Genomic DNA, 25545 nt, shown 5'->3' on the forward strand with positions numbered 1-25545 from the left:
TTTTCCTCCATAATATAGAGTTACTTTTATAAAATCAGGGCATTACCATCCAGTGACTCTCTTGGGCAAAGGGATATGACGGCAAGCTTATTCTCCGTGGCTTTTTGCCTTCGTACAGCTTGTTCCAGTCTATGACAGAGCCCTTAACCCAGAGGGCTGCCAGCTTTTCATAATTCCTACTACTCATCCACTTATGGACTGCTTCCTGCTCTTTTCCGTCGGCCGGCGTTGCTGATGGCATCTTGCTATGCTTTTTGGCTTGCCCAAAGAATATCCGGGCATTGTTATTTTCTCTGTTTAAATAGCAGGTGAGTTTCTCGATCGCCTCTTTATTCGTTTTTGCTGTGAATCCTAGCCTGCTTTTCATGGCCTCACGTCCTACCTGCAACGTATAGGCAACCTGCATTAGCCTTTCATCTCCAAACGTCTCTCCTTCGAGCCACTCTATCAAATCCTTCACACGCTCGTTCAGCCTTTCCGCATTCTGCGCCGATACCACAAATATCGCCGGCGTACCCTCGCTCACATTGCACGAGTCGTCATCTTTGCCGACAAACTCTGCTACAACAACATGCGCGTTCGACCCACCAGCTCCAAACGATGAAACTCCCGCGATTCTCGGAGCATCGCTTTTCCACTCAGTCAATTCCCTTTGCACGACAAAAGGGGTGTTCTCGAAATCAATATGAGGGTTCAAATTTTCCGCGAAGAGGCTTGGAACGATTTTGCCGTGTTTCATTTGCAATAATACTTTGGTCAAGGCTGCGATTCCGATCGCGCATTCGCAATGACCAATGTTTGAGTTTACGGATCCTATCGCACAAAATTGTTTGTCATCTGTGTGATGTTGAAACGCTTTGGTCAATCCTGATATTTCAACCGGGTCGCCAAGAGGTGTCCCTGTCCCGTTGGCCTCGATATAGCTAATGGATCTTGCATTTACACCCGACCGTTCTATTGCCTCCCGAATGACTTGACCCTGGGACACGGGATTCGGCGCCATGAACGCATTCGTCCTGCCACCGTTATTGATCATACTGCCCTTGATAATTCCATATATGTTGTCGCCGTCATTGATAGCCTGAGCTAAAGGTTTAAGCAGAACCGCTCCGACCCCTTCACCTGTAACAAACCCATCTGCTTCTGCTCCAAAGGCACTGCAGCGATCTGTAGCTGAAAGGACACCCAGGGCTGAGAGTATCGTATAGTGATTGGGCGACAAAATCAGATTGACACCGCCTGCGATAGCGCGATCGCAGGCACCGCTATGGAGGCTGTCGAGCGCCAAATGGACCGCTGTCAGTGAGGAGGAACTGGCGCTATTGACAACCATACTCGGACCTTGGAAATTATAGGTGTACGAAACTCTATTTGCGATTACAAAGGGATGACTGCCCTTGAAATAGTCTGCGTTCATTACACCAACAAAGACCCCGATTTTTCGACTATCACAGATGGTGTCCGGCGTGTAACCCGCATTTTCAATACAGCTATAGGTTTCCTGTAAAAACAGCCTCTCCTGAGGATCCATGATCTGTGCTTCACGGGGTGATATATTGAAAAATTGATGATCGAATTTGTCTATATCTTCTAAAAATCCACCCCACTTGCTGTACATCTTTCCTGCTTTCCCTTTCTCCTTGTCAAAATATTCCCTCCAATTCCAACGCTCCTGCGGTATCTCGGTTATGTTGGATTTACCTTCTTTCAGATTATTCCAGAATTCGTTTATATGGCTGGCACCAGGGTACCGAACGGATACCCCGATAATCGCTATATCAGCTGGTCCTTTTTTCTTCTCAATGTTTCCATTCAAGACTGGATCTAGGTTTTTCAACTGCACAGAAGATCCTACTTTCTGCAGTGTTGCGTTTAGTATCTTGGCTATCATCTCACCTGTTTCAGTCACTACTATCGCATCGAACGATATGTAATCCGATTTTTCAACGCGGATTTTTTTAATGACATACGCTATCTCTGTAGTCGGTCTGTAGACCGTAATGCTGTCGATCGATAAGGGCACTTTAATTTCAGGATCAACGGTAACCGGATCGGCCATGAGATAGCAACTATTTAACAAGAGGGGATCGAATACGAGGTTCTCACTGTTTCCCCTCTTCTGACTACCTGCCATAGTAATCTTTGCAACCAATGTGACCTTGTCATACGCATACAAAGCTTCTATTGTCTTCAGCGTTTTTTCAATTTTTATGTCATGAATCATCTTGTATATTTTTTCGATGGTTCCTGGCGCAAACATTTTAGATTGGCTAACAATGGATTGAATCTCCAATCTCTCAGGGATGCTGTCAACCGTTCCAATAAAATCTCCCGCACAGTTCCTTTCTTTATTACTTGTACCGAAAAGAGTTTCAAAACCGTTTACCCCTTTGGACTTCACTTCAACTTCAACGGTTTCATTTTTATTCAATCCTACAGGTCCGCCGTAAAAACGGATATTTCTGAGGCCCAGCGGGTATCCTTCAGGATTGTTTTTCAAATAAGTTTCTATAGCAAGGCAGGGGTAAGTCACTCCCATGATCGCTGGGCGTGCATACACCTGGTGGTCCTGCAAAAAAGGTTCACTACCATAAAATTCATATTTATCCGAAGGAATTGTGAGCGTTCCGCTTTCAGTACTCCAGTTTTGACTTTTCGTCCCACCTTCAGCCAGTTTTTTCTCCAGATAACCGGCCAAGGCAATGAAGTTACTATATTCAAACAACAGGCTGGGACTTAGCGACAGTTCAAATTGTTCCTCTATATCTTTGACCAATTCCAAAAGCTGAGAAGATTCCATGCCCAATTCTAAGAAGCCCAGATTCTCAAGCTGATCCATGTTTGTATTTACATATTTCGCGAAAATCTTCTTCAGCGGTTCCTCTACAGAGGGAAGGCTGGCATGCCTTACGTTTCCTCCGTCTTCATGGACTGGGGAACTGATGTTGTCATCCCTTTCCGCCTGTTCCGCCTTTACCCGTTCAGGGTCTATTTGGCTCGGGTCTTTCACAAGTTTGATAGTCAGCCCGCTCAGTTTTGCGGTAAGATGGCCTCCCGTGTCAAAGAAGTCCATATCTACGGTAGTAATATCATTCACTGTGCGAATCGAGGATCTTTCGATTCTCACGTAACAACGGTCCAACAATGGTCCTTTACTGTAAAAAGTCTCATAAGATAAGGGGAGATATAGATCAGCTATACTGTCAGGCATCCCCTCTCTAATCAATATCATGGATGACATAGCCGCACCATCCATTAAAGCGGGGTGAAACAGATAATTCTGTGCCGTATCTTGGTTCGCTAGATTTGCGTTTACATCTATTAAGCAGCCGCTATCAGTTATATAAACATTGCCTGTAGCCTTTATCATCCCCTGATGGACTAATCCGGCCTTGCGCGCTTCGGAATATGTTGTCTCCATGTCATAGGTTTTGGTAGAAAGCTGCTTCACAGCTTCTACGTCAATTACCTCTTCGAGGAAATCCACTTTCTTCTGCAATTCCGCCGTCACATATAGCATCCCTGCCTGCGATTCTTTGTGGATGTCGGTCTCCACACCTGCAACACTAATCTTCCAGTTTCTTTGCTTTCTTTCGAAAGTAATTTTCACGCGGACCGGTTTTTCTTTGCTCACCACCAGTGGTTTGTATATGGCTAACCTTTTCAAGCAGTGATCATCACTACTTAGGTTTAACCCGTCTTTCGCCAATTGATACAACATATCAATGTATGCCAACCCTGGTAATACAGAGTGACCATATACCTGGTGGCTCTTCACTATCGGGTTATCTAAGGTCAACTGGAAGTTAAATATTTTTTTCATCAAACTCTCCCCAGACGTTTTTAACCGAAGACTGCACAGCTTCAAGATTTATCATCTGATTATCGATCGACTTAAACCTGTCAATGAAATCGTCTATACTGTCTTCGTTAGTCGACTTCACCAGTGAGTCTTGCTGAAACGTGACAGTTCGTGATGATGCAAAGCTACGTTTATTCATTGCCGGAGCTGCCAGAGAGAACAGCCGCTGGGTATAGTTCACTTCCGGAACAAATTCTTCCATGATCACATGGCAGTTTGTACCTCCATCGGGGAATGAATTCTGAGCAGCAATGCGCTTACGCCCCGACTCTATTAGCCAGTCGGAACATTCCCGATTGAAAGCTATACGGGACGCGGTGAAATCGTAATGCTCAAACGGCTCCAGCGCCGATAAAAACGGCGGTATCTTCTTCTCTTCAAGGCTGAGCATGCACCGTATGAATCCGGCCAACCCTGAAGTCAGCAGAAGGTGTCCTATATTGGGCTTTATAGATCCCACTACGCATGACTTCATTTTTTTGTCATCCAACCGGTATATTTCCGACAGCGCTCTGATTTCTATTGAATCTACCACAGGTGAGCCGCCGCCATTGACCTCGATATAACCTATGTCTTCCGGCGTCTTCCCGCTAAGCTCCAGGGCCTCTTTCATTACCTGCTTTTGAGTCTCCATGTTAGGCGAACCAGGACCCAATGTCCTTCCATCGTTGTTCACCGCTATCGCCTTGATGACTCCATAAATCTTATTCCCGTCCCTTACTGCATCGCTTAACCTCTTCAATACGACTACGCCTGCTCCTTCTCCCAGTACTTCTCCACCTGCTTGCTTCTCAAATATTTTGAAATCTCCGTTTTTGCTCAGTATTTTTCTGGCCTCAAACAGTCGATGGGTAAATGGATTCAATATCAGGTTTACCGCACCCGCCATTGCCATATCTATCCGTCCGTTTTTCAAGGTATCCGATGCCATCGATATTGCCGTTAATCCTGACGAACACGCGGTGTCTACCACCAGGCTCGGACCGGTTATATTTAGAAACCGAGAAATGTTGGTCGCTAGATAGTTCTGTCCCAGCCCCAATATCGGATTAGTGGCCTCCAGAACCTTTTCGATGTCCTGAGTTATCTGGGCACGCCCTCCTAGGTAAACTCCGACCCTTTGCCCGGAGACGTCCTTACTTTCATATCCAGCGTCATAAATCGCCTTCAGACCCTCTTCCAGTACCACCCTGGCTTGCGGATCCATGATCATCGCATCGTTTTCCTTCAGCTTAAAGAACTCCGGATCAAACATATCGATGTCATCGATCCAACCGCCATAATCCCTCCTGCCATTGCTTTCCCACCGGTTTTCCGGCACCTCACGGATCGCCTTCTCCCCCTTTGCCAGCAATTCCCAATAGGCCTCTTTGGTTGGTGAATCAGGGAACCGGCAGGATATCCCGACGACCGCAATATCTTCCGGCGCCGTGACTATTTCATTGCGAGCAATTGGCTCATTTCCGCCAAGCCCCTCAAACGCCGGCTCTTTCATCTGAGCAGTGCTGTCTTCGCTAAGTGCAGCTTCCGCGGGAGTGCTCGCTGCGAGGTCAGCCTGGAACTGATCTGCGTGATGAGCACTGAAGTAATCCGTCAAGGCTGCCAGGGTGGTATGCTCGAAAAGCAAGGCAGGATCCAATTTGCCCTGCACTCCTTTTTCGAGTGTCTGCACCAATTGGGCGAACATGATCGAATCGATACCGTAGTCGTCAAAGGACGTGTCTTCATCCAGTTGATCTGCCGTCAGCTTCAATTCCGTCATGAATGTGTTTCGCAGCCACTGACGGACGGACTCCTTTACACCTGCTGTCAACCGGTGCGCTGGAGGCAATTGGGGCGCAGCAGAAACAGCGCGCGCGGGTTGCAGGTCAACCTTCAGCGTCGTTTTCAACAACTGATCATGTCTGAATTCGTGAGGAATGACGACACAGGGCAAGGACACCCTGTAGGAACCATTTTTAATAACATCCAAGAGCATTAAGCCGTTTGCGGTTGAAACAAGGGCAAGGCCTGTCTTCTTATACGCCGGGGTTTGCTGTCCGTTTGCCGCCATGCCTGTTTCGCCCCAGGCAGGCCACTGAATCGACTTCACATAGGCATGGCCGTGGCTGGCTTGATACTCGGCGAAATAGTCCATATAGGCATTGGCCATGGCATAGTCGCTTTGACTTGTGGATAAGGTAGGGGCGACGCTTGATATGGACGAAAACAATATGAAAAACGCCAACGGCTCGGTTTCTACTACCTTGTGCAGGGTGGCAAGGCCGGTCATCTTGGGCTCGCACACCGACTCGATCTCCGAGTAGGTTTTGTTGAAAAACACAGGTTTTTTGCCGGTGACACCCGCGCAGTGGAATATACCGGTGAGGGGGCCGGCATGCCGATGGATGTCGTCCACCATATCCCGTAACCCGTCCTGGTCCGTGAGTGGCGTGGTGTAATAGCGGACTCGCACTCCCTGCTCGACGAAGGATTGCATGCGCCGGAGTTTTTCAGACATTTCCGGCATGTCGTTCCGTTCAAGCACCGTTTTCCACTCGGATTGTTCCGGCAATGCTTCCCGGCCCAGAATGGCGAGGTTCCGGCAGCCCTGCGAAACGAGATGCTCAGCAATCGACGCACCTATCCCGCGCGATCCGCCGGTGATGAGAATGACGTCCACGGACCGATAGCGCTCCGTTTCTGGATAGTTCTTCTCAATGTCTACATCGGTCTGACCTATCCTTAATTGGGGTTCGTACCGCCTGTCGTTTCGATAACAACTCTCGGAAACATGCTCCTGGCAGGTATTGGCAAATTCGTTTTTGATCTGCGCCGCCAGTTTCTCCTTCATTGCCAGCGGGCAATCACTATCCATCGTGAGAGAAAGGATTTGCTTGTACTCTGAGCCTAACATGCGGTACAGCCCGGCCAGACGAGCGCCTTGCAGGGTCGTCGTTGCTAGGTGAAAAGCGTGCAATGCATGTGTGACCTGTAAGAGCGTAAATCTTTCGCTCCGATCATACTCGATCAGCTTTTGCAGAAATGCTATTTTCCCGGACTCGACCGCAACAGATCGTTCATACTCGCTGTCATATGCGGTAAGGTCGATTACGCCGAGCAGCTTCCGGTTAAGTCTCCGCTCCCTGATCTGGTGATACAGATCCTCCCCTGCCGAAGCCGAATAAAAATCAGTGGGTATCGCGTCGCTCGACGACAATGCGTCGTGAACAACATGGATTGCCCGAATGTCGGTTCTCTGGCTGAAGAGCTCGGCTGCAAGCTCCGCTGTTGCCGCGGTTCCCAAGACGATTATCAGGCCGGAGGGAATATCCGACGCTGCGCCCGCATTCTTTTGCTGCCAGTCTTTAATCAGGATTACTCTTTCCCTTTGGCTGTCGGAGACCACAGCAGGGGCGACCCCTGCCACGGATGACTGGGCCATTTCCGGCACCCAATACCGTTCGCCGGCAAAAGGATAGGTGGGAAGGCCGATCCTGCGAGGCTTGGCAGCACCGTACAACCTGTTCCAGTCAAAATGCATCCCCTTGACCCAAAGCTCCAGAAGTCGTGCGTATTTTCCTTTGCTGACCCAGGCGTCGATCGTTTTTGCCATGTCCTCATCGACGGCGTAAAGCCATGCACTATCGTTGTCACGTTTAACGTTGCCCTTATAGAGGTCTTCGATGTCATTCGTGCCGTCCAGGAAGCCACTCAGTTTCTCTTCCAGCTCCTTGATCGACGCGACCACCAATGCCAACCGTGCATCCATGGCTTCTCGGCCGACCTGCAGCGTGTACGCCGCATCTGCCAGATCGGCATCGCTGAATTGCCGTTCCTGGATCGCCCCCAGCAATCGCCGCGCCTGCTCCTCAAGCCGCTTTTCATTCTTCGCCGACAATACGACGATCGCCGGATGCTGTGCGCTGACCCGGACCGGGATCCGCTCCCCTCCCTCAGGGATGTATTCTTCGATTACCACGTGAGCGTTGGAGCCCCCGGCCCCAAAGGATGAAATACCGGCGATCCGCGGATATTCCCTGGTCTGGCCGTTAATCTCGACGACCGGACGCTTCCATTCGGCAAGTTGCTGTTGAACCACGAAAGGCGTGGTACTGAAATCTATGTTCGGGTTCAGCACTTCGGAATGTAGCGACGGAGCTAACTGGCGGTGCTTGAGCTGAAGCAGCACCTTCGTCACCCCAGCGATGCCCGCCGCGCTCTCGCAGTGCCCGATGTTGGACTTTGCCGAGCCGATGGAGCAGAACTGTTTTTCCTTGGTGTGTTCCTGGAAGGTCTTGGCCAAGCCCGCGATCTCTATCGGGTCTCCCAATGAGGTCCCCGTGCCGTGGGCTTCTATGTAGCTGATGGTCCGGGGATGTACCCCGGATTGCTGCAACGCCCGCCCGATGACGCTTGCTTGCGCATTCGGGTTAGGGACCGTGTAACCGTTGGTCTTTCCGCCGTGATTAATCGTGGACGCCTTGATGACCCCGTAAATCTGATCTCCGTCGGCAACGGCTTTCGCCAGAGGTTTGAGCAGCACCGCTCCCACGCCTTCTCCTGGGACATAACCATCTCCGCCCTCGCCAAAACTCTCGCACCGCCCTTTGCTCGATACAAACTTGCCTTGGCCGAGAAACATGTACTTATTGGGATGGACCGAGACGTTCACCCCACCGGCGATCGCCACCTCGCAGCCGCCCCGTTGCAGGCTTTGACAAGCCAGATGGATGGCGGTCAGCGATGAAGAACACATGGTGTCCACTGCCATGCTGGGTCCATGGAAATTACAAAAATACGATACGCGGTTGGCTATCGACGAGGGGGAACCGGAAAGGGCGAGCGGCCTGCCCAAGGCTGTTTCCTGGGCCCCGTAGAGTTGGTACTCCTCGTACATTACGCCGACATAGACGCCCACGTTACCGTCGAGGCCAGTCCCCAGAACTTCTCGCGTGTATCCTGCATTCTCCAGGGTTTCATACACGCACTGTAAGAATAGTCGCTCCTGCGGATCCAATATCTCGGCTTCACGCGGCGTGATATTGAAGAAAAGCGTGTCAAAGCGATCCACTCCATCCAGGAACCCTCCCCACTTGCTGTAGGTCTTTCCCTTCTTGTTCTTATCGGCGTCGAAGTACAGACTATGGTCCCAGCGCTCTTTGGGAATCTCGGTGATGCAATCCTTGCCGTCCCGGAGATTCTTCCAGAACTCCCCGATATTTTCCGCGCCCGGATAGCGCCCGGAAACACCGATGATGGCAATATCTGACTCCTCGTTGGCTTTTTCCTCCTGCGATTCAGCGCGGCAGGCGAACCGCGCCTGCCTGCGGTTAAGGGCGGCCGTCTGCACGGATTTGGGCGCGGCAACGGAATTTTGGGAGGAATCGGCAGCAGTTGTGGGTTTCTGCTCTATTTCCAGCAATCCCATCAATTGATCACGGTGCGATTCAAGAAAGTACCCGGACAATGCCTGGATGGTCTGGTACTCGAAAAAGAGGGTTTTGGGCAATGAACCGAATGCTTTTTCCAGCTGATTGGTCAATTGCATTACCATGATCGAGTCAATTCCGTACTTTTCCATCGGAGCATTGGCGTCGATCTTACTGGCAGGGTACTTGATGACGGAAGAGATCAGCTTCTTGAGATAGTCGGTGGCCTTTTCCTGAAGCAGATCCTGTGCAACTGCCGGAACTGTTTTTCCCTCCTCTGCGGCACAGCTTAACGTCGAGGTCTCGGTAGCGTCCTGTCGGTCCAAAAGCACGGCACGGAGTCGCTCGACATCCCCTTCCAGCGGCATGACCTGATCCCTGCCGCAGGCCAGGCACTGATACAAGGCCCTGATACCCGTCTGCGTCTGCAAGGAGATCATCCCCGTGCGTTGCAGCGACATGCTCTCGGTTTTCGCATCGATCCGCATGCCTCCCTCTTGCCAGAGCGGCCAATTGATCGAAAAGGTTCTGCCCAGGCGTTCGTTTCTGGCCACCAGGCCGTTGCGATATGCTGCATAGGCATCCATGAAGGCGTTCGCCGCAGCGTAGTCGGCCTGACCGATATTGCCGAGAAGTCCAGCTCCGGAGGAAAACAGTATGAAGAGATCCTGGTTTAGATGCTTCGTTTCCTGATCCAGGTTCACCAGCCCCATGACTTTGGGTGCGAGGACTTCTAAGAGCTCTTCCTGTGTCTTTTTTATGATGAAGTTGTCACGGACGACCCCGGCCGCATGGATAATGCCGGTGAGCGTCCCGAACTCCTTCATGATGTTTTGGATCAATTCGGCAACGGCTTCGCGCCGGGTGACATCGACCTCTTTATAGACGATCCTCGCGCCCGCTCCTTCCAGTTCCTTTAACCGGGATCGTCTCTCGTCGTTGAGGGAGGACCTACCGGTAAGAACGAGGGTCACGCTCCTGACCTTATGCGCGATCTCTCCGGCGAAAATCATTCCCAGTCCTCCGGCTCCGCCGGTAATAAGGTAAACGCCGCCTTCCTTCCAGGGAATGTTTTCTTCTGCGCCCGGTACTTCCAGTTCGCTCAGCCCGGCAACAAACCTTTTGCCATCACGATAGCGAATATGAGTAGCCAAGGGATCGTGGCTGTTCTGGTTCAGTTTCTCTACGATCGATTCCGAGGTTTCCCGTGCTTCCACTTCTATCAACTGCCCGATGAGCCTCGGATTCTCCATGCGGGCGGATTTGAGGAGGCCCAGGAGGCCCGTGAACAGAAGGCCTTCGGGGTCGGCAGGCAATACGACTTGGACCAGCACGCTCCCCCGGTGCTTTTCTCTCAGAATCCCTTGGAGTTCTGCGAACAGCCGGGCTGCATGGTCCGTGAAGCGCTCCTCTATGCCTTTTTGCTCCGATTGCAGGGCAACGCAGCGTGTCCCGCTCATCTGGCTTGTGACGGCTTCCGGAATACCGTTTTCCAGCCCGCACAACAGCACCAGATGTGTCGCCAGATCGGGCGCCGTGGCTATTTCAGCAAGAGCCTGCTCGTTCCAGACCGGCTCAAGCATCAGGGTTCCTATGCTTGCAGAGGCGCCTACTGAAGGGACCTCTCCCTCCAGGCTGCGCAACGATAGCCCCTTGATCACAACCTGCACGTTGCCGTGTTCGTCGCATACCGTGATATCTATTTTTTGCACCGCATCGCCTGGCTTGCTCCCGTTGCCGTATCGAATCAATGCCCACATCGAGGAGCTGCACCTGCCGAGGATTTCCAGTTCCTGCAAGGCAAAGGGCAGGATCGGCTTGGACGGAGCGCTGCCAGAAGCTGCCTGGCTGCCGAATGAGTCCATGAGGCCAGCGCATGCCTGGAACGCGGAATCCATGATGCTGGGATGCAGAACGAACTGATCTACCGTTTGGCAGACTGAGGAAGGCAGGGACAGCTTGGCAAGCGCCTGGTTGGCACCGACAAAGATGTGCTCAATGCCGCGATGTCCGCTGCCATACTCGATCCCCATGGCCCTGAATCCACCATAGCATTGGGCGGGCGTCAGGGTCCCTAGGTTACACGCGGCCCGTAAGGCGCTAATATCCAACGTTGATTTCCCCGAGGAAGGCAGAAGCTTTGCCTGCCCCTGGCTATGTACCACAGTGCCTGCCTCAGGTGACTCGCTGTAAACCTCATAGCCAATCTCCCCGTTGTCTTCAGGGAAAAGACCGATATGCACCTGAACCGGCCGGTCATTGACGATGATCGGTCTTGCCCACACGACATGTTTGAGGGAGATCCCCGTCAAAGCCTGCTTCAGGCCCCCCGCAGCCCGGTCCACCGCGGCCCGCGCCATCTCCAGATACGCCACCCCTGGGAACACCCTCTCGCCCCTGACTACGTGGTCGGAAAGGAAGAATTCCTGCCCGGTAAAGGTCGAACTGAATCTCTGCTCGGTTAGGTCCGAGGTGTTCTGATGCAGCAGGGGATGTAAGGCGTTGCCGCTTCCTGGTGCCCCCTGGCCTGCAGCGTCCAACCTCTGTCCTTTGATCTCGGGCAGCCAATAGCGCTCACCGGCAAAGGGATATGCGGGTAGACTGATCCGGCGAGGGGTGCTGTCGCCGTAGAGCACGTTCCAGTCAACGGGTATTCCCTGAACCCAAAGATCCAGAACTTTTGAGTATTTTCTTTTCCTGATCCATTTGCCGATAGCTTCCTGCATGTCATCGTCAGCAGTAAACACCGCCAACATATCGTTATCGCGCTTCACCTGACCCATGGAGAGGCCTTCGATGTCATCCTTGCCGTTCAGATAATCCTTTAGCTTCTGTTCCAGTTCACTGACCGTTGCAACGATCAAAGCCATCCGCTCTTCCATTGCTTCCCGGCCGATTTGCAGGGTGTACGCCACATCCGCCAGGTCCGCATCGGTAAAACGCTGAGAGCTTTGCGCACCCAGCAAACGCTCAACGCTGGCACGCAGCCGCTCACCGTCCCGGGCCGACAGCACAATGAGCGCGGGATGCTGGGCGTTAATGGCAACGCGGGTACGCTCTTCGTCTCCAGGAGCATATTCCTCGAGTATCACATGGGCATTGGATCCTCCTGCTCCGAAGGAAGAAATCCCCGCTATCCTCGGATACTCACGGGTTTCCCCGTCAATCTCAACAACCGGACGTACCCATTCGGACAGCTCTTGCTGAACGGTAAAGGGAGTCTTGGCGAAATCGATGTTCGGGTTCAGGTTCACCGAGTGCAGACTCGGCACGTGGGAGCGATGTTTCATCTGCAATACGATCTTGGTTACGCCTGCTATGCCTGCTGCTGCTTCCAGATGGCCGATATTGGACTTTACTGATCCAATAGCGCAGTATCCCGTGTCGGCGGTATCCTTGTGGAAGGCCTGTGCCAGCCCCGTTATCTCTATTGGGTCGCCCAGCTTGGTTCCTGTCCCATGAGCTTCTATATAACTGACTGCCCGGGCATGTATCCCGGCTTTATCCAGTGTCTCCCGGATGAGTTCACCCTGGGCGACCGGGCTGGGAACGGTATATCCGTTGGTTTTGCCGCCATGATTGGTTCTGCTGCCGCGGATAACGGCATGAATTTGGTCGCGATCGGCGATCGCCCGGGACAGAGGCTTCAGTAAGACGACGCCCACTCCTTCCCCCGGTACAAATCCGTTGCCGTCCAGGCCGAAGCTTTTACACTGTCCGTCGGTGGAAAGCATCTGTAGGGCGCAAAGCTCGACATAGCTCGCCGGATGCAGATACAGATTTACCCCGCCAGCGATCGCCATCTCGCATTCTTTGTGGTGCAGATGCTCACATGCCTCATGAATTGCAGTGAGCGAGGCGGAACACATGGTGTCGACCGCCATGCTCGGACCACGCAAGTTAAAGAGATAGGAAACTCGATTTGCAACCGAGCTAAATGAGGTGCGGGGGCTGATGGTTTCACCCTGCCTCCATAAGTCAGGGCCGTATAAAGCAAAACCATTCTTGGTAATTCCGGCAAAGACGCCGACCCGGCCCTTGAACTGTGCCGCAAGCTGCTCTCTTGTGTATCCGGCATCCTCGAACACTTCCCAGCAGGATTGAATAAACAACCGTTCCTGAGGGTCGGTATTTATGGCATCTAGGGCAGAAATATTGAAAAACAACGGATCGAAATCCGCAAATCCACGCACAAAGCCGCCCCATTTGCTGTAGCTTTTTCTCATTTCCACGGCTTCCTGAGGGTCTGCATGGTAAAATCCGTCCAGCGGCCAGCGGTCTTCGGGGATCTCTGTAATACAATCCCTGCCTGCTTTTAAATTCTCCCAATAATCGCCCAGGTTATCGGCCTGGGGATAACGACCGCTCATCCCGATGATCGCGATAGGCTCTCGATTGCCATGGTTTTCCTGAGTTCCGCTGAAACTCCGCCTGGATGTTTTCGCTATTTTAAAGGACGTAAGGACAGGGAAATCACCATCTTGATGCAGATCCTCTGCTGACGCCTTTTGTCCTGTCGGGATCGAATCTCGAAGTCCCGTCCATTGCAGGCACCGTTGTGGATAGCCGGTGATGAAATACGCCGCCAAGGCATCCAGATCTTGATACTCATAAAATAGGGTTTTTGACAGCTCGCCGAAAATTTTGGCAAGCTCCTGATTCAATTGGGTGATCATGATCGAATCAATCCCATAGCTTTCCAGAGGCTCGTGCGCATCTATCCTATGGGCCGATAATTTTACAACCCTCCCCAACAGCACCTTGAGTTGATAGACGACTTTTTCTTTGAGCACTAGAGAATCAGCTTGCAGTATCAATTCGTCACCGGGAGAAGAAGGGAGTTCCGAGATAGTATCCAGCAACTGTTCCTGTATCCGGGCTCTATTACCATGCAACACTAAGGTCTGGTCGAACCCGGCGACTAAGCCAGTATGGAATGCCTGGATGCCGGCTAGGCTCGGCAAGGGTCTTAGGCCAAGTTTGTGCTGCATCATCTTCTCTGTCTCAGCGTCGACCTGCATGCCGCCTTCCCGCCAGAGCGGCCAGTTAATAGAGAGTGTTGCACCAAAACGCTCCCCTTTCTGAACCAGGGCGTTGCGCTGTGCGGCATAACAATCCATGAATGCGTTGGCCGTGGAGTAATCTGCCTGGCCTGGACTGCCGAAGGCGCCTGCAACAGAGGAAAACAAAACGAAAAAGTCCAGGCCAAGATCCTTGCTGGCGTAATCCAGGTTCACGAGTCCCGCGACTTTTGGGGACAGCACTTCGTGAAATTCTTCCACCGTCTTCTTGATGATGAAATTGTCTTTATTTACGCCGGCGCTATGAATTATCCCGTTGAGGTTCCCATGATCATCCACGATGGATTTAACCAACTGCTCGACCGAGTTCCTTTCAGTTACGTCCGTTTGCCGGTATTGGGCCCGCGCACCCAGGCTTTCCAGCTCTTGGAGTAGTGCCTGTTTCGCATCGCCGTGCGCGGACCTGCCGGTCAGGATGAGGGTGATGCCGTTTGCCTTCCGAGCCAGTTCTTTGGCAAAAATAAACCCTAAGCCGCCTGCTCCGCCGGTGATGAGATAGACGCCTTGCTCCTTCCACTGCATGCCCACGGAGGCCTGGGAGACCCCTATTTCCTTCCAGCGGACGACCTGCCGTTTCCCCTCCTCGTAGCGGACCCGATCGTCGGCAGGACACCGGCTGTTGTATTTCAGCTTTTCTACTGTTTTGTCTGCATCTTCCGTCGAATCCACTGCGATCAGTTGGCCGGTCAGCTTGGGATTCTCCTGGTGCGCTGTTTTTAGTACTCCATTGAGCGCGGCCAGAAGATTTCCCTCCCCATTATTGGGAATTACCATCTGAACCAGAACTTTGCCTTTAGGTTTCTCATTCAGCAGGCTCTGGATTTGTTCGAATACCTGCTGTGCATAGACCGGGAAGCGCTTTTCCATCTCCCGCTCTTCAGAGCTGATGATGAGGCTACGAACTCCGTCCATTTGAACTTCAACTCCTTCTTTCAGGACATTGCTCATCTGGCAAAGGATGACCAGATGCCCGGCATACTCCGGCGCTCTGCCTTCCTTAACATCGGCCGGTGCCTCCCAGACCGGCTTAAGCACCAAGGTTTCTTGATCCGCCGCTGCGCCGACCGTGCCCTGCCCGCCTTCGAGTACCCGGAAAGAGAGTCCCCTCATACGGACGCAAACGCTCCCGTTCTCATCGCATAGATCGACATCAACGTTGTTAGCCCTGCCCGCGGCTTCGCCGCTGTTGCCGGACCGGATCACTGCCCACATCAAAGAGGTGCAGCGCTGGAGAATTTCAAGCTGGTGCAGAGTAGACGGAACCATCGGTTTTGGCGCCGCCATGCTGGCAGGCTCTCCAACGATCAGGAGTGAGGCCTGCATTGCGGAATCGAGCATGCTGGGATGCAGAAGGTAATGATCCTCTGTTTCTGAAATCGAGGAAGGCAGCGAGAGTTTTGCAAGCACAGTAGTGGATCCTGCGTAGGCCCTCTCGATGCCTCGATGTCTCGCGCCGTACTCGCTTCCCATCGTTTTAAACGCATCGTAACACTGGGCAGAACTCAACTCCCGGTCGCACTCTGATTGCACGTCCAGGAGATTTATAACCGGAATATCCGCAACCGGACCGAACAGGGCACTGCCCTGGCTGTTGATAATGGTCTCAGCGCTATGCTCTGTCGATTCGCTGTAAATCTCATAGCCAATCTCGCCGTTATCTTTGGGGAAAAGGCCGACATGCACCTGAACCGGTTGGCCGGTTACGGTAATCGGCCTTGCCCACACGATGTTTTTAAGGGAGATACCCTTCTGAGACGGGTTCCATGACCCCGCGGCCCGGTCCACTGCTGCCCGGGCCATCTCCAAATAAGCCGCCACGGGAAGAATTTTCTCGCCGCTCACTGCGTGGTCCGCCAGGAAAAATTCCTCCCCGGTAAAGATCGAGCTGAACCTTTGCTCGGTCAGGTCCGAGGTGTTCTGGTGCAGCAGAGGGTGAATCGAATGTGCAACCGGCAGTAGCGCCGATGCGCCGGCGGTCTGGGCGATCTCCGGCACCCAATACCGGTCTCCGGCAAAGGGATAGGTGGGAAGGCTGATCCTGTGAGGCTTGGCTGCACCGTACAACCTGTTCCAGTCAAAATTGAGTCCCTTGACCCAAAGATCCAGAAGGCGCGCGTACTTTCCTTTGCTGACCCAGGCGTCGATTGTTTTTGCCATGTCCTCATCGACGGCGTAAAGCCATGCACTGTCGTTATCCCTGTCCCGTTTAACATGCCCCTTATGAAGATGTTCAAGGTCACTCTTGCCATCCAGATACCCACTCAGTTTCTCTTCCAGGTCCTTGATGGACGCGACAACCATTGCCAATCGTGCGTCCATGGCTTCACGGCCAACCTGCAGCGTGTACGCCGCATCTGCCAGATCGGCATCGCTGAATTGCCGTTCCTGGATCGCCCCCAGCAATCGCCGCGCCTGCTCCTCAAGCCGCTTTTCATTCTTCGCCGACAATACGACGATCGCCGGATGCTGTGCGCTGACCCGGACCGGGATCCGCTCCCCTCCCTCAGGGATGTATTCTTCGATTACCACGTGAGCGTTGGAGCCCCCGGCCCCAAAGGATGAAATACCGGCGATCCGCGGATATTCCCTGGTCTGGCCGTTAATCTCGACGACCGGACGCTTCCATTCGGCAAGTTGCTGTTGAACCACGAAAGGCGTGGTACTGAAATCTATGTTCGGGTTCAGCACTTCGGAATGTAGCGACGGAGCTAACTGGCGGTGCTTGAGCTGAAGCAGCACCTTCGTCACCCCAGCGATGCCCGCCGCGCTCTCGCAGTGCCCGATGTTGGACTTTGCCGAGCCGATGGAGCAGAACTGTTTTTCCTTGGTGTGTTCCTGGAAGGTCTTGGCCAAGCCCGCGATCTCTATCGGGTCTCCCAATGAGGTCCCCGTGCCGTGGGCTTCTATGTAGCTGATGGTCCGGGGATGTACCCCGGATTGCTGCAACGCCCGCCCGATGACGCTTGCTTGCGCATTCGGGTTAGGGACCGTGTAACCGTTGGTCTTTCCGCCGTGATTAATCGTGGACGCCTTGATGACCCCGTAAATCTGATCTCCGTCGGCAACGGCTTTCGCCAGAGGTTTGAGCAGCACCGCTCCCACGCCTTCTCCTGGGACATAACCATCTCCGCCCTCGCCAAAACTCTCGCACCGCCCTTTGCTCGATACAAACTTGCCTTGGCCGAGAAACATGTACTTATTGGGATGGACCGAGACGTTCACCCCACCGGCGATCGCCACCTCGCAGCCGCCCCGTTGCAGGCTTTGACAAGCCAGATGGATGGCGGTCAGCGATGAAGAACACATGGTGTCCACTGCCATGCTGGGTCCATGGAAATTACAAAAATACGAGACGCGGTTGGCTATCGACGAGGGATTCCCAGCAAGGGCGAGCGGCCTGCCCTTTGCCGTTTCCTGGGCTCCATAGAGTTGGTACTCCTCGTACATTACGCCTACGTAGACGCCCACATTGCCTTCGAGGCCACCACCCTGATGCAACCCGAGCGCTTCACGCGTATATCCTGCATTCTCCAGAGTTTCATACACGCACTGTAAGAAGAGTCGCTCCTGCGGATCCATAATCTCGGCTTCGCGCGGCGAGATATTGAAGAACAGCGTGTCAAAGAGATCCACTCCATCCAGGAAGCCACCCCATTTGCTGTTGGTCTTTCCCTGTTTGTTCTTATCGGCGTCGAAGTACAGACTATGGTCCCAACGATCTTTGGGAATCTCGGTGATGCAATCTTTGCCGTCCCGAAGATTCTTCCAGAACTCCCCGAGGTTTCCTGCTCCCGGATAGCGCCCTGAAACACCGATGATGGCGATATCTGACACCTCGTTGGCCTTTTCCTCCCGCGCTGCAGCGCGAGACGCGAACCGCGAAGGTCTGCGGTTGCTGGCGACCGGCTGCGCGGGTTTTGGCGCGGCGACGGAATTTTGGGAAGTATCGGCAGCAGCTGTGGGTGTCTGCTCGATCTCCAGTAATCCCATCAACTGGTCTCGGTGTGATTCAAGAAAGTACCCGGACAGTGCCTGAATGGTCTGGTATTCGAAGAAGAGGGTTTTGGGCAGTGAACCGAACACTTTCTCCAATTCATTGGTCAATTGCAGCACCATGATCGAGTCGATGCCGTATCTTTCCATCGGGGCATCCACATCGACCCGGTGTGCAGGCAGTTTGATACCCGCTGCAACAAGCTTCTTGAAATAATCCGAGGCTTTGTCCCGAAGCGAATCCTGGGTGACCTCCGGGGCTACCCCGTTTTCAACTACCGGAGAGACGTCCTTGCGAAGCTCCGCGCGCGACGGCTGTGCAATGATCCCTGCTGTGACGCGTTGCGGGTCGCCGTCTATTACCATTATCTGGTTCTTGCCGCAGGCCAATGCCTGATACAAGGCAGCAATCCCGGTTGCTGTCGGCAGGGGGATCATTCCCCTGGTCTGCAGCATCATCTGGCGGGTTTCTGCATCAACCTGCATCCCCCCCTCTTGCCAGAGCGGCCAATTGATTGAGAAGGTTCTCCCCCGGCGTTCGTTTCTGGCCACCAGGTCGTTGCGATATGCCGCGTAGGCGTCCATGAAGGCGTTCGCCGCGGCGTAGTCGGCCTGACCGAGGTTGCCAGCCGCTGCTGCGGCCGAGGAAAAGAGAAGCACTAGGTCAAGCTCCAGGTGCTGGCTAGCCTGATCCAGATGAACCAGTCCCCCGACCTTGGGGCCGAGGACCTCCAGGAACTCTTCATTTGTCTTTTTGATGATAAAGCTGTCTCGTGTCACGCCGGCAGCATGGATGATGCCGTTGATGCTTCCGAACTCCTCTACGAGAGCCTGAATGAGACCTGCTACGGCGTCTTTCTGGCTGACGTCGACCTGCTGGTACTCGACCCGTGCACCCGATGCTTCCAACTCCCTCAATTGGGCGCGCTTCACCTCACTCAAAGGCGATCTTCCCGTGAGGATGAGCGTTGCGCCGGTAACCCTATTGGCTATCTCCTTGGCGAATATCAGTCCCAGGTTGCCGGCTCCACCCGTAATCAGATAAACACCACGGTCTCTCCACGGGATGCTGGCTTGTTCCTGAAACGAGGCCACTTCGCGCCAGCCGCAAACGAACCGCTTGCCGCCTTGATACCGAATCTGCTGATCCAGCGCGCTTCGGCTGTTCCCTTTCAGTTTCTCTACGATTGATTCTGAAGTCTCCCGTGTTTCCACCTCGATCAACTGCCAGCCGAAATTGGGATTCTCAAGCCGGGCCGTCTTTAAAAGACCCGACAGCCCGCCGAAGAGTTGCCCATCTCCCTGGCCGGAGAACACGACTTGAACGAGTAGCTTCCCTTTAGACTTGCTTCTGAGAACGCTTTGGATTTCCTGAAACGCCTGGAGCGCATAGTCGCCGAACCGCTCCCCTATGCCTTTTTGCTCCGAGTGGAAGGAAATGCAGCGCGCCCCGCTCATCAGCCTGGTGACCTCTTCGTGGGTTAGGTCATCCTGCCCGCACAACAGCACAAGATGTTCCGCCTGATCGGCTGCGGTAGCTTCTTCGGCAACGCTCTGCTCATTCCAGACCGGCTCAAGCATCACGGTGCCGATGGCTGTTGAAGCTCCGGGTCGGACCTCTCCGTCCAGGCCTTTCAATGACAATCCTCGCATCGTGACCCGCACTTTGCCGTGCTCGTCGCTCACATCGATATCGAGTTGTTGCACCGAGTCGCCTGGCTTGCTCCCCTTGCCGTAGCGAATCAAGGTCCACATGGAGGGCGTGCAGGTACCGAGGACGTCAAGCTCCTGCAGGGCAAAAGGCACAACGGGTTTGAGCGCGCCGCCCTGGTCCTGCCCTCGTATCAACCCGATCGACGCCTGCAATGCCGAATCCATCAAACTGGGGTGCAGGACATACTGCCCGTCCGTTTGGGAAACCGAATCCGGCAGGGACAGTTTGGCCAATACCTGCCCCACACCGACATATGCTTCCACGATCCCCCGATGTCCCGGGCCGTATTCGAAGCCCATCTGTAGGAAGGCCTCGTAGCACTGGCTGGAGCTTAGGCTCTCTTGGGTGCACTCTGCCTGCAAGGCCTCGATATCCAGGGTCGACGTCTCGCGAGTCGACAGGAACTCCGCTGCCCCTTGGCCGTGCACCAACGGCTCAGCGCCATTTGCTTGGGAGTCGCTATATATCTCGTAGGTGATCTCCCCGGTGTCGTTGGGGACCAGGCCGATGTGTACACGTACCGGCTGAGCGTCGACTGCAATGGGGCGAGCCCAGACCACGTTCTTCAGGCGTATCCCCGCCTTAGGTTCTTCCGCTCCTGCGGCTTGCTCCAGTGCCGCTCGTGCCATCTCCAGATATGCCACCCCGGGGAGAACCTTCCGGCCCCGCACCACATGGTCAGTGAGGAAAAATTCCTCGCCGGTAAAGGTGGAACTAAAGCGCTGCTCGGAGAAGTCCGAGGCATTCTGATGCAGCAGCGGATGTATTCTCTGCTCCTGGTACTCTGGCTTTTGTTCTCTGGTTTCCGGTACCCAATAGCGCTCCTTGGTGAAGGGATAGGTGGGCAGACTGACGCGACGGGGCTTCGGGTCGCGATACAGCTTGTTCCAGTCGAACTGCTGGCCCCTCACCCACAACCCGAGAAGCCTGGAGTATTTTCCCCGTTCCATCCACTTCTCGATGGCTTCCTGTAACTCTTCATCCATCGAAAAAACTGACAAGGCCTCTTTATTGGGCTTGACTTGGCCTCGGTAGAGCTTCTCTATGCCTTCCCGACCCTCACAATACTTGGTCAGGGCTTCTGAAAGCTCCTGGACCGATTGCGGTATCAGCGCCAGGCGTTCCTCCATGGCGTCTCTGCCGACCTGGAGGGTGTAGGCGATATTGACGAGATCGGCGTCGGAAAACTGCCGTTCCCGGATCGCGGCCACCAGCAGCTGCGCCTGTTCCTTGAGCCGTTCTTCATTCTTCGCGGACAGCACAATGATGGCGGGATTCGGGGGGGCGATCGCAACATGAGGCTGATCCTTGGGAACGTACTCCTCGATTACCACGTGCGCATTCGCGCCGCCGAAACCGAACGAGCTTACGCCGGCCCGGCGCGGCAGCTCGTTGCCGTTTCCGTCGCGCAACGCCTTCCATTCCCGGTTTTCCTGGACGATGTAAAAGGGACTGTTCTCCAGCTGGATGTAGGGATTGACGACATCGCAGTGAAGGCTTTTGGCGAGGGTTTTGTATTTGAGCTGCTGAATGACTTTGATGACGCCAGCGATTCCGGCAGCGAGTTCCAGATGGCCGATATTTGTCTTGACCGAACCCAATCCGCAATGAGCGCTGGTGACTTCCGGTTCTCCCGTCGCCCGATACAGCTCTTTAAAGGCAGCCTTGAGACCGTTGATCTCTATCGGATCGCCCAGCTCGGTGCCCGTTCCATGGGCCTCTATGTAGCCGACCGTCCTCGGATCGATTCCTGCCGTGGTATACGCTGACGTCAGCAAGTCGGCCTGGGCTACGGGGTTGGGCGCGGTGAGCGAATTGGCGCGGCCTCCGTGGTTCTCGGCAGTTCCCCGTATTACGGCGTGGACATGGTCGTTGTCGCGCTCCGCGTCCTTGAGCTTTTTGAGGAAGAGCACGCCGACCCCCTCGCCCCGGGCATACCCGTTGGCCCGGTTCGAAAAGGTTTTGCAGCGGCCGTCTTCGCAGAGCATTCCGGCCTTGCTGAAGCTTAAGTGAAGCTCAGGAGAGACGATGGTATTAACTCCGCCGGCGATGGCCATCTCACAGGTACCGTCTTGCAGTACGGCGACTGCGCGATGGATTGCGACGAGGGAACTGGAACAGGCGGTTTCAATGGGTTCGCTCGGGCCGTGGATATTGAGAAAATAACTCATTCGGTTCGGCCCAACGGAAGCAGCCACCCCGGTGGCGGAATATGCTTCAATGGCTACCTTGGCCCGAGAAAGCAGCTCGCTGTAGCCGCTGGTCGCGGTTCCGGCGAAGATGGCTGTATTGGTTCCGGAAAGGCTTTGAGCCGAGTAGCCAGCGTCTTCTATTGCCTTCCAGACATGGGTCATCAGCAATCGCTGGTTGGGATCCATGATCTCGGCTTCCCGGGGAGAAATCCCGAAAAACAAAGGATCGAACTCGTCAACGCCGTCGATAAAGCCGCCACATTTGGCGTTAGTTTTGTTCGCTTCTTTCGCGGGATCGCCGTAGTAGCGCCGCCAATCCCACCGGCTGTTCGGGATCTCCGTGATGCAATCCCTGCCGTCCATCAGGTTTTTCCAGAACTCATCCACATCCGATGCGAACGGGAACCTGCCACTCAATCCCACAATTGCCACGGGCTCAAACGAAGACGCAGACGGTTTCGCTACGGCTGGCGCAGCCGTCACCGCAAACCGTGGGTGCCGTCGTGTGCCAGGGGTGGTTTCTTCAGCCCGGTCCTCCTCGGCGCGCGCGGCAGCCTTAGTCTGTACCTTTGTCTGAACATTTGTCTGTGCTCCTAATGATGAGCTAAAGGCTGAACTGTGTGCTTCCACTAGATATTTGGCAAAGCGGCTGAGGGTCGGGTATTCGAAGAAAACCGTCGGAGCCAGCTCGAGCTTGTATTCCCGGTTGAGCGTGTTGGCAAACTGAGTCAAGCTGACCGAATCAAAGCCGTAATCATTGAGTTCGACATCGGCATCGATATCTGCGAGCTTTACTCTCAGTAATTCGGAAACTGCCTGCATCAAAATGGACAGCACTTTTTCCTGCAGGCTGCTGGAATCGATCTCAGACAAAGTACCTGATGCTACGGGAACGGTTTTCGGCTGGGCACCTGCGGGAGTCATCAAGGAGTCGAGTTTTTGTCTGATGCGGCCAAGCCTGCCTTCCATAACCAGGACTTGTCCTTTTTCGCTGGCCAGGCCCTGATATAAGGCGCGAATGCCGGTTGATGTCTGCAGGGGGATCATCCCCCAGGACTGCAGCATCATCTTCTCGGCATCAGGATTTACCTGCATCCCTCCTTCTTTCCATAAAGGCCAATTTAACGACAGCGCCTTTCCTCGTCGTTGTCCTACCTCTGCCAATTCATTACGATATTGCGCATACGCATCCATAAATCCATTCGCAGCAGCGTAATCCGACTGGCCGGCATTTCCCAACACCCCCGCCAAGGATGAAAACAACAATAGAACGTCCAACTCCATCCCGCTAATTGCCTCTTCAATCGCCATTAATCCTTTTATTTTTGGACGTAATACTTGCTCAACGTCCTTTCTATTCTTTTTTACTATATAGCTATCCCTTATCACTCCTGCACTATGGATGATGCCATGTACCCTTCCATACTTTCCTACTACCTCCTTAATAAGGCTCTCAATTTGGTCATTATCCGTGACATCTGCCTGGTAGTACTTAACTATCGATCCATTAGCTTTCAAGCCTTGTATTATGGACTCTTTATCGGGAGTCAGTTCGGACCTTCCTGCTAATATTATTGTGCATTCCTTCAAGTTCTCAACAATGTCCCTGGCAAATATTAGACCTAATCCGCCAACGCCACCGCTTATCAGGTACACCCCTTTTTCTTTCCACGGCAATCTGGGTATTTCTCTGGCGCTTGCCAGCTCTCTCATTTCGGCTATCGACCTGTTGCCAGCTTTATACTTTATAGATTTCCCCGCTTCGCTCCGCGCGTTATCTTTCAGTATCTTTGTTACTCTCTCAGCATCTTCAATGTCTTCGAGCTCTATCATTTGCCAATCGATATCGGGATGCTCCTGCCGTGCTGTTTTGAACAGTGCGGCATGCCCGGCGAACAGTCGTCCCTCTCCCGTAGCGAATACTACGGCCTGAATCAGGACTCTTCCGGGCTTTCTTTTTACTATGCCTTGAATCTCTTCGAGTATCCCGACCGTGTAATTTTCATATCTTTCATCGATCGGCACTCCATCTTTTCCGGGCCGCAACGTAATGACCCGCGATCCTTCCAGGCTTGCTACTATCTCCTTTTCCGTTGCCGGCCCCGGTTCATACAGAACTACAATTTTTTCGGCGTATGCCTCCATCGGTATGGCAGTCGACGCTTTTTCTTCTTTCCATTCGGGATGAAACAGTATCACCCTATTGTCCTTATCCTTTTCTCCACTCATCTCCCTTGCTGCCAAACCTTTCATACGGACGCAGACATTCCCTTCGTGATCACATAGGTCAATGTCGATGGACTCTAACCTACCCGCAGCCTTTTTTCCCTTTCCGTAGCGCGCAAAAGCCCACATGGATTCATGCCACTTTCCTTTTATCTCCACTCTTTCCATGGCATAGGGCACTACTGCCACTTCGCCAAGTCCGTCAATCAAACCCATTGCAGCCTGCAATGCAGAATCCAGCATCGAAGGGTGGAGTACATAGTGGTCCGATTCGCTTTTCACACAATCCGGCATGCTAAGTTTTGCCAGAACTTCTCCATCCCTAGCATAAACCCTTTCTATGCCGCGATGCCCGGGTCCATACTCAATTCCCATCTTGCCGAACGCTTCATAATACTCTTCCGACGACACCTCTCTGAGCCATCTCTGCTCCAGCATCGTTGAAATGGCTATTCTTTCCGTCTCACCTGCTTTGGTTACCTCAGCAGAACCATAGCTATGCGCAACAGTCTCTCCGTCAACATTGGTGCTGCAGACTTCAAAATCTATTTCACCGTTATCGTTCGCTGCTACTCCGACAAATAGATTGACCGGATTATCTTCAACTACCACAGGCAAAAGCCACGCTACATTTTTCAACACTATTTCCTGCATTTGGCTTTTATCCAGGTTTAATGCAGACTCGACAGCTGCCCTCGCCATCTCCAGATAGGCAACCCCCGGCAATATCTTCTTACCATTTATTTTATGATCTTTAAGAAAAGATTCATTGCCTTTTAGGCAGCTTCTGAATTTCAACATAACTCCTCCGCTAGATCAGACATATTTAAAACAAGGGGTTGAATCGACACGTTTTGCGGCGTGAGGGACTGTTTTCGCCACGAGGACGGCCCCAACGGTTTCTTCGAAGCAATCGAAGCGGTCGATCAGCTGGCATTGGCTGTCTTGCCTGTATGCAGGGGCAGCGATTTTTGACCGAGCGAGCCTTTCAAGCGAGAACAGCGTGGGGCTTGTCCGTACATTACCAGGCCCGCGGGTGACGGAGTGGCAAATGCCAAGACAACCG

At 53.4% G+C, this 25545-nt stretch carries 2 protein-coding genes; both read right to left on the minus strand.

Annotated elements, in window-relative coordinates; translation table 11 throughout:
• Positions 1-34: 34 nt before the first annotated feature.
• The gene (locus tag GURA_RS15745) at positions 35-3823 is read right to left on the minus strand and encodes a beta-ketoacyl synthase N-terminal-like domain-containing protein (protein WP_011939926.1); all 3789 of its coding nucleotides are present in this window, start codon (positions 3821-3823) and stop codon (positions 35-37) included.
• Positions 3807-25280: an SDR family NAD(P)-dependent oxidoreductase gene (locus GURA_RS24985; protein WP_011939927.1), complete on the minus strand. Its 21474-nt coding sequence runs from the start codon at positions 25278-25280 to the stop codon at positions 3807-3809. The genes GURA_RS15745 and GURA_RS24985 overlap by 17 nt, the downstream gene beginning before the upstream one ends.
• Positions 25281-25545: the final 265 nt, after the last annotated feature.

Origin of the sequence: Geotalea uraniireducens Rf4 (assembly GCF_000016745.1) — a bacterium.
Taxonomy (GTDB): Bacteria; Desulfobacterota; Desulfuromonadia; order Geobacterales; family Geobacteraceae; genus Geotalea; species Geotalea uraniireducens.

Excerpts from the sequence above, each read along its gene's own strand:
- GURA_RS15745 (WP_011939926.1), bottom strand. The coding sequence starts at position 3,823 with ATGAAAAAAATATTTAACTTCCAGTTGACCTTAGATAACCCGATAGTG.
- GURA_RS24985 (WP_011939927.1), bottom strand. The coding sequence starts at position 25,280 with ATGTTGAAATTCAGAAGCTGCCTAAAAGGCAATGAATCTTTTCTTAAA.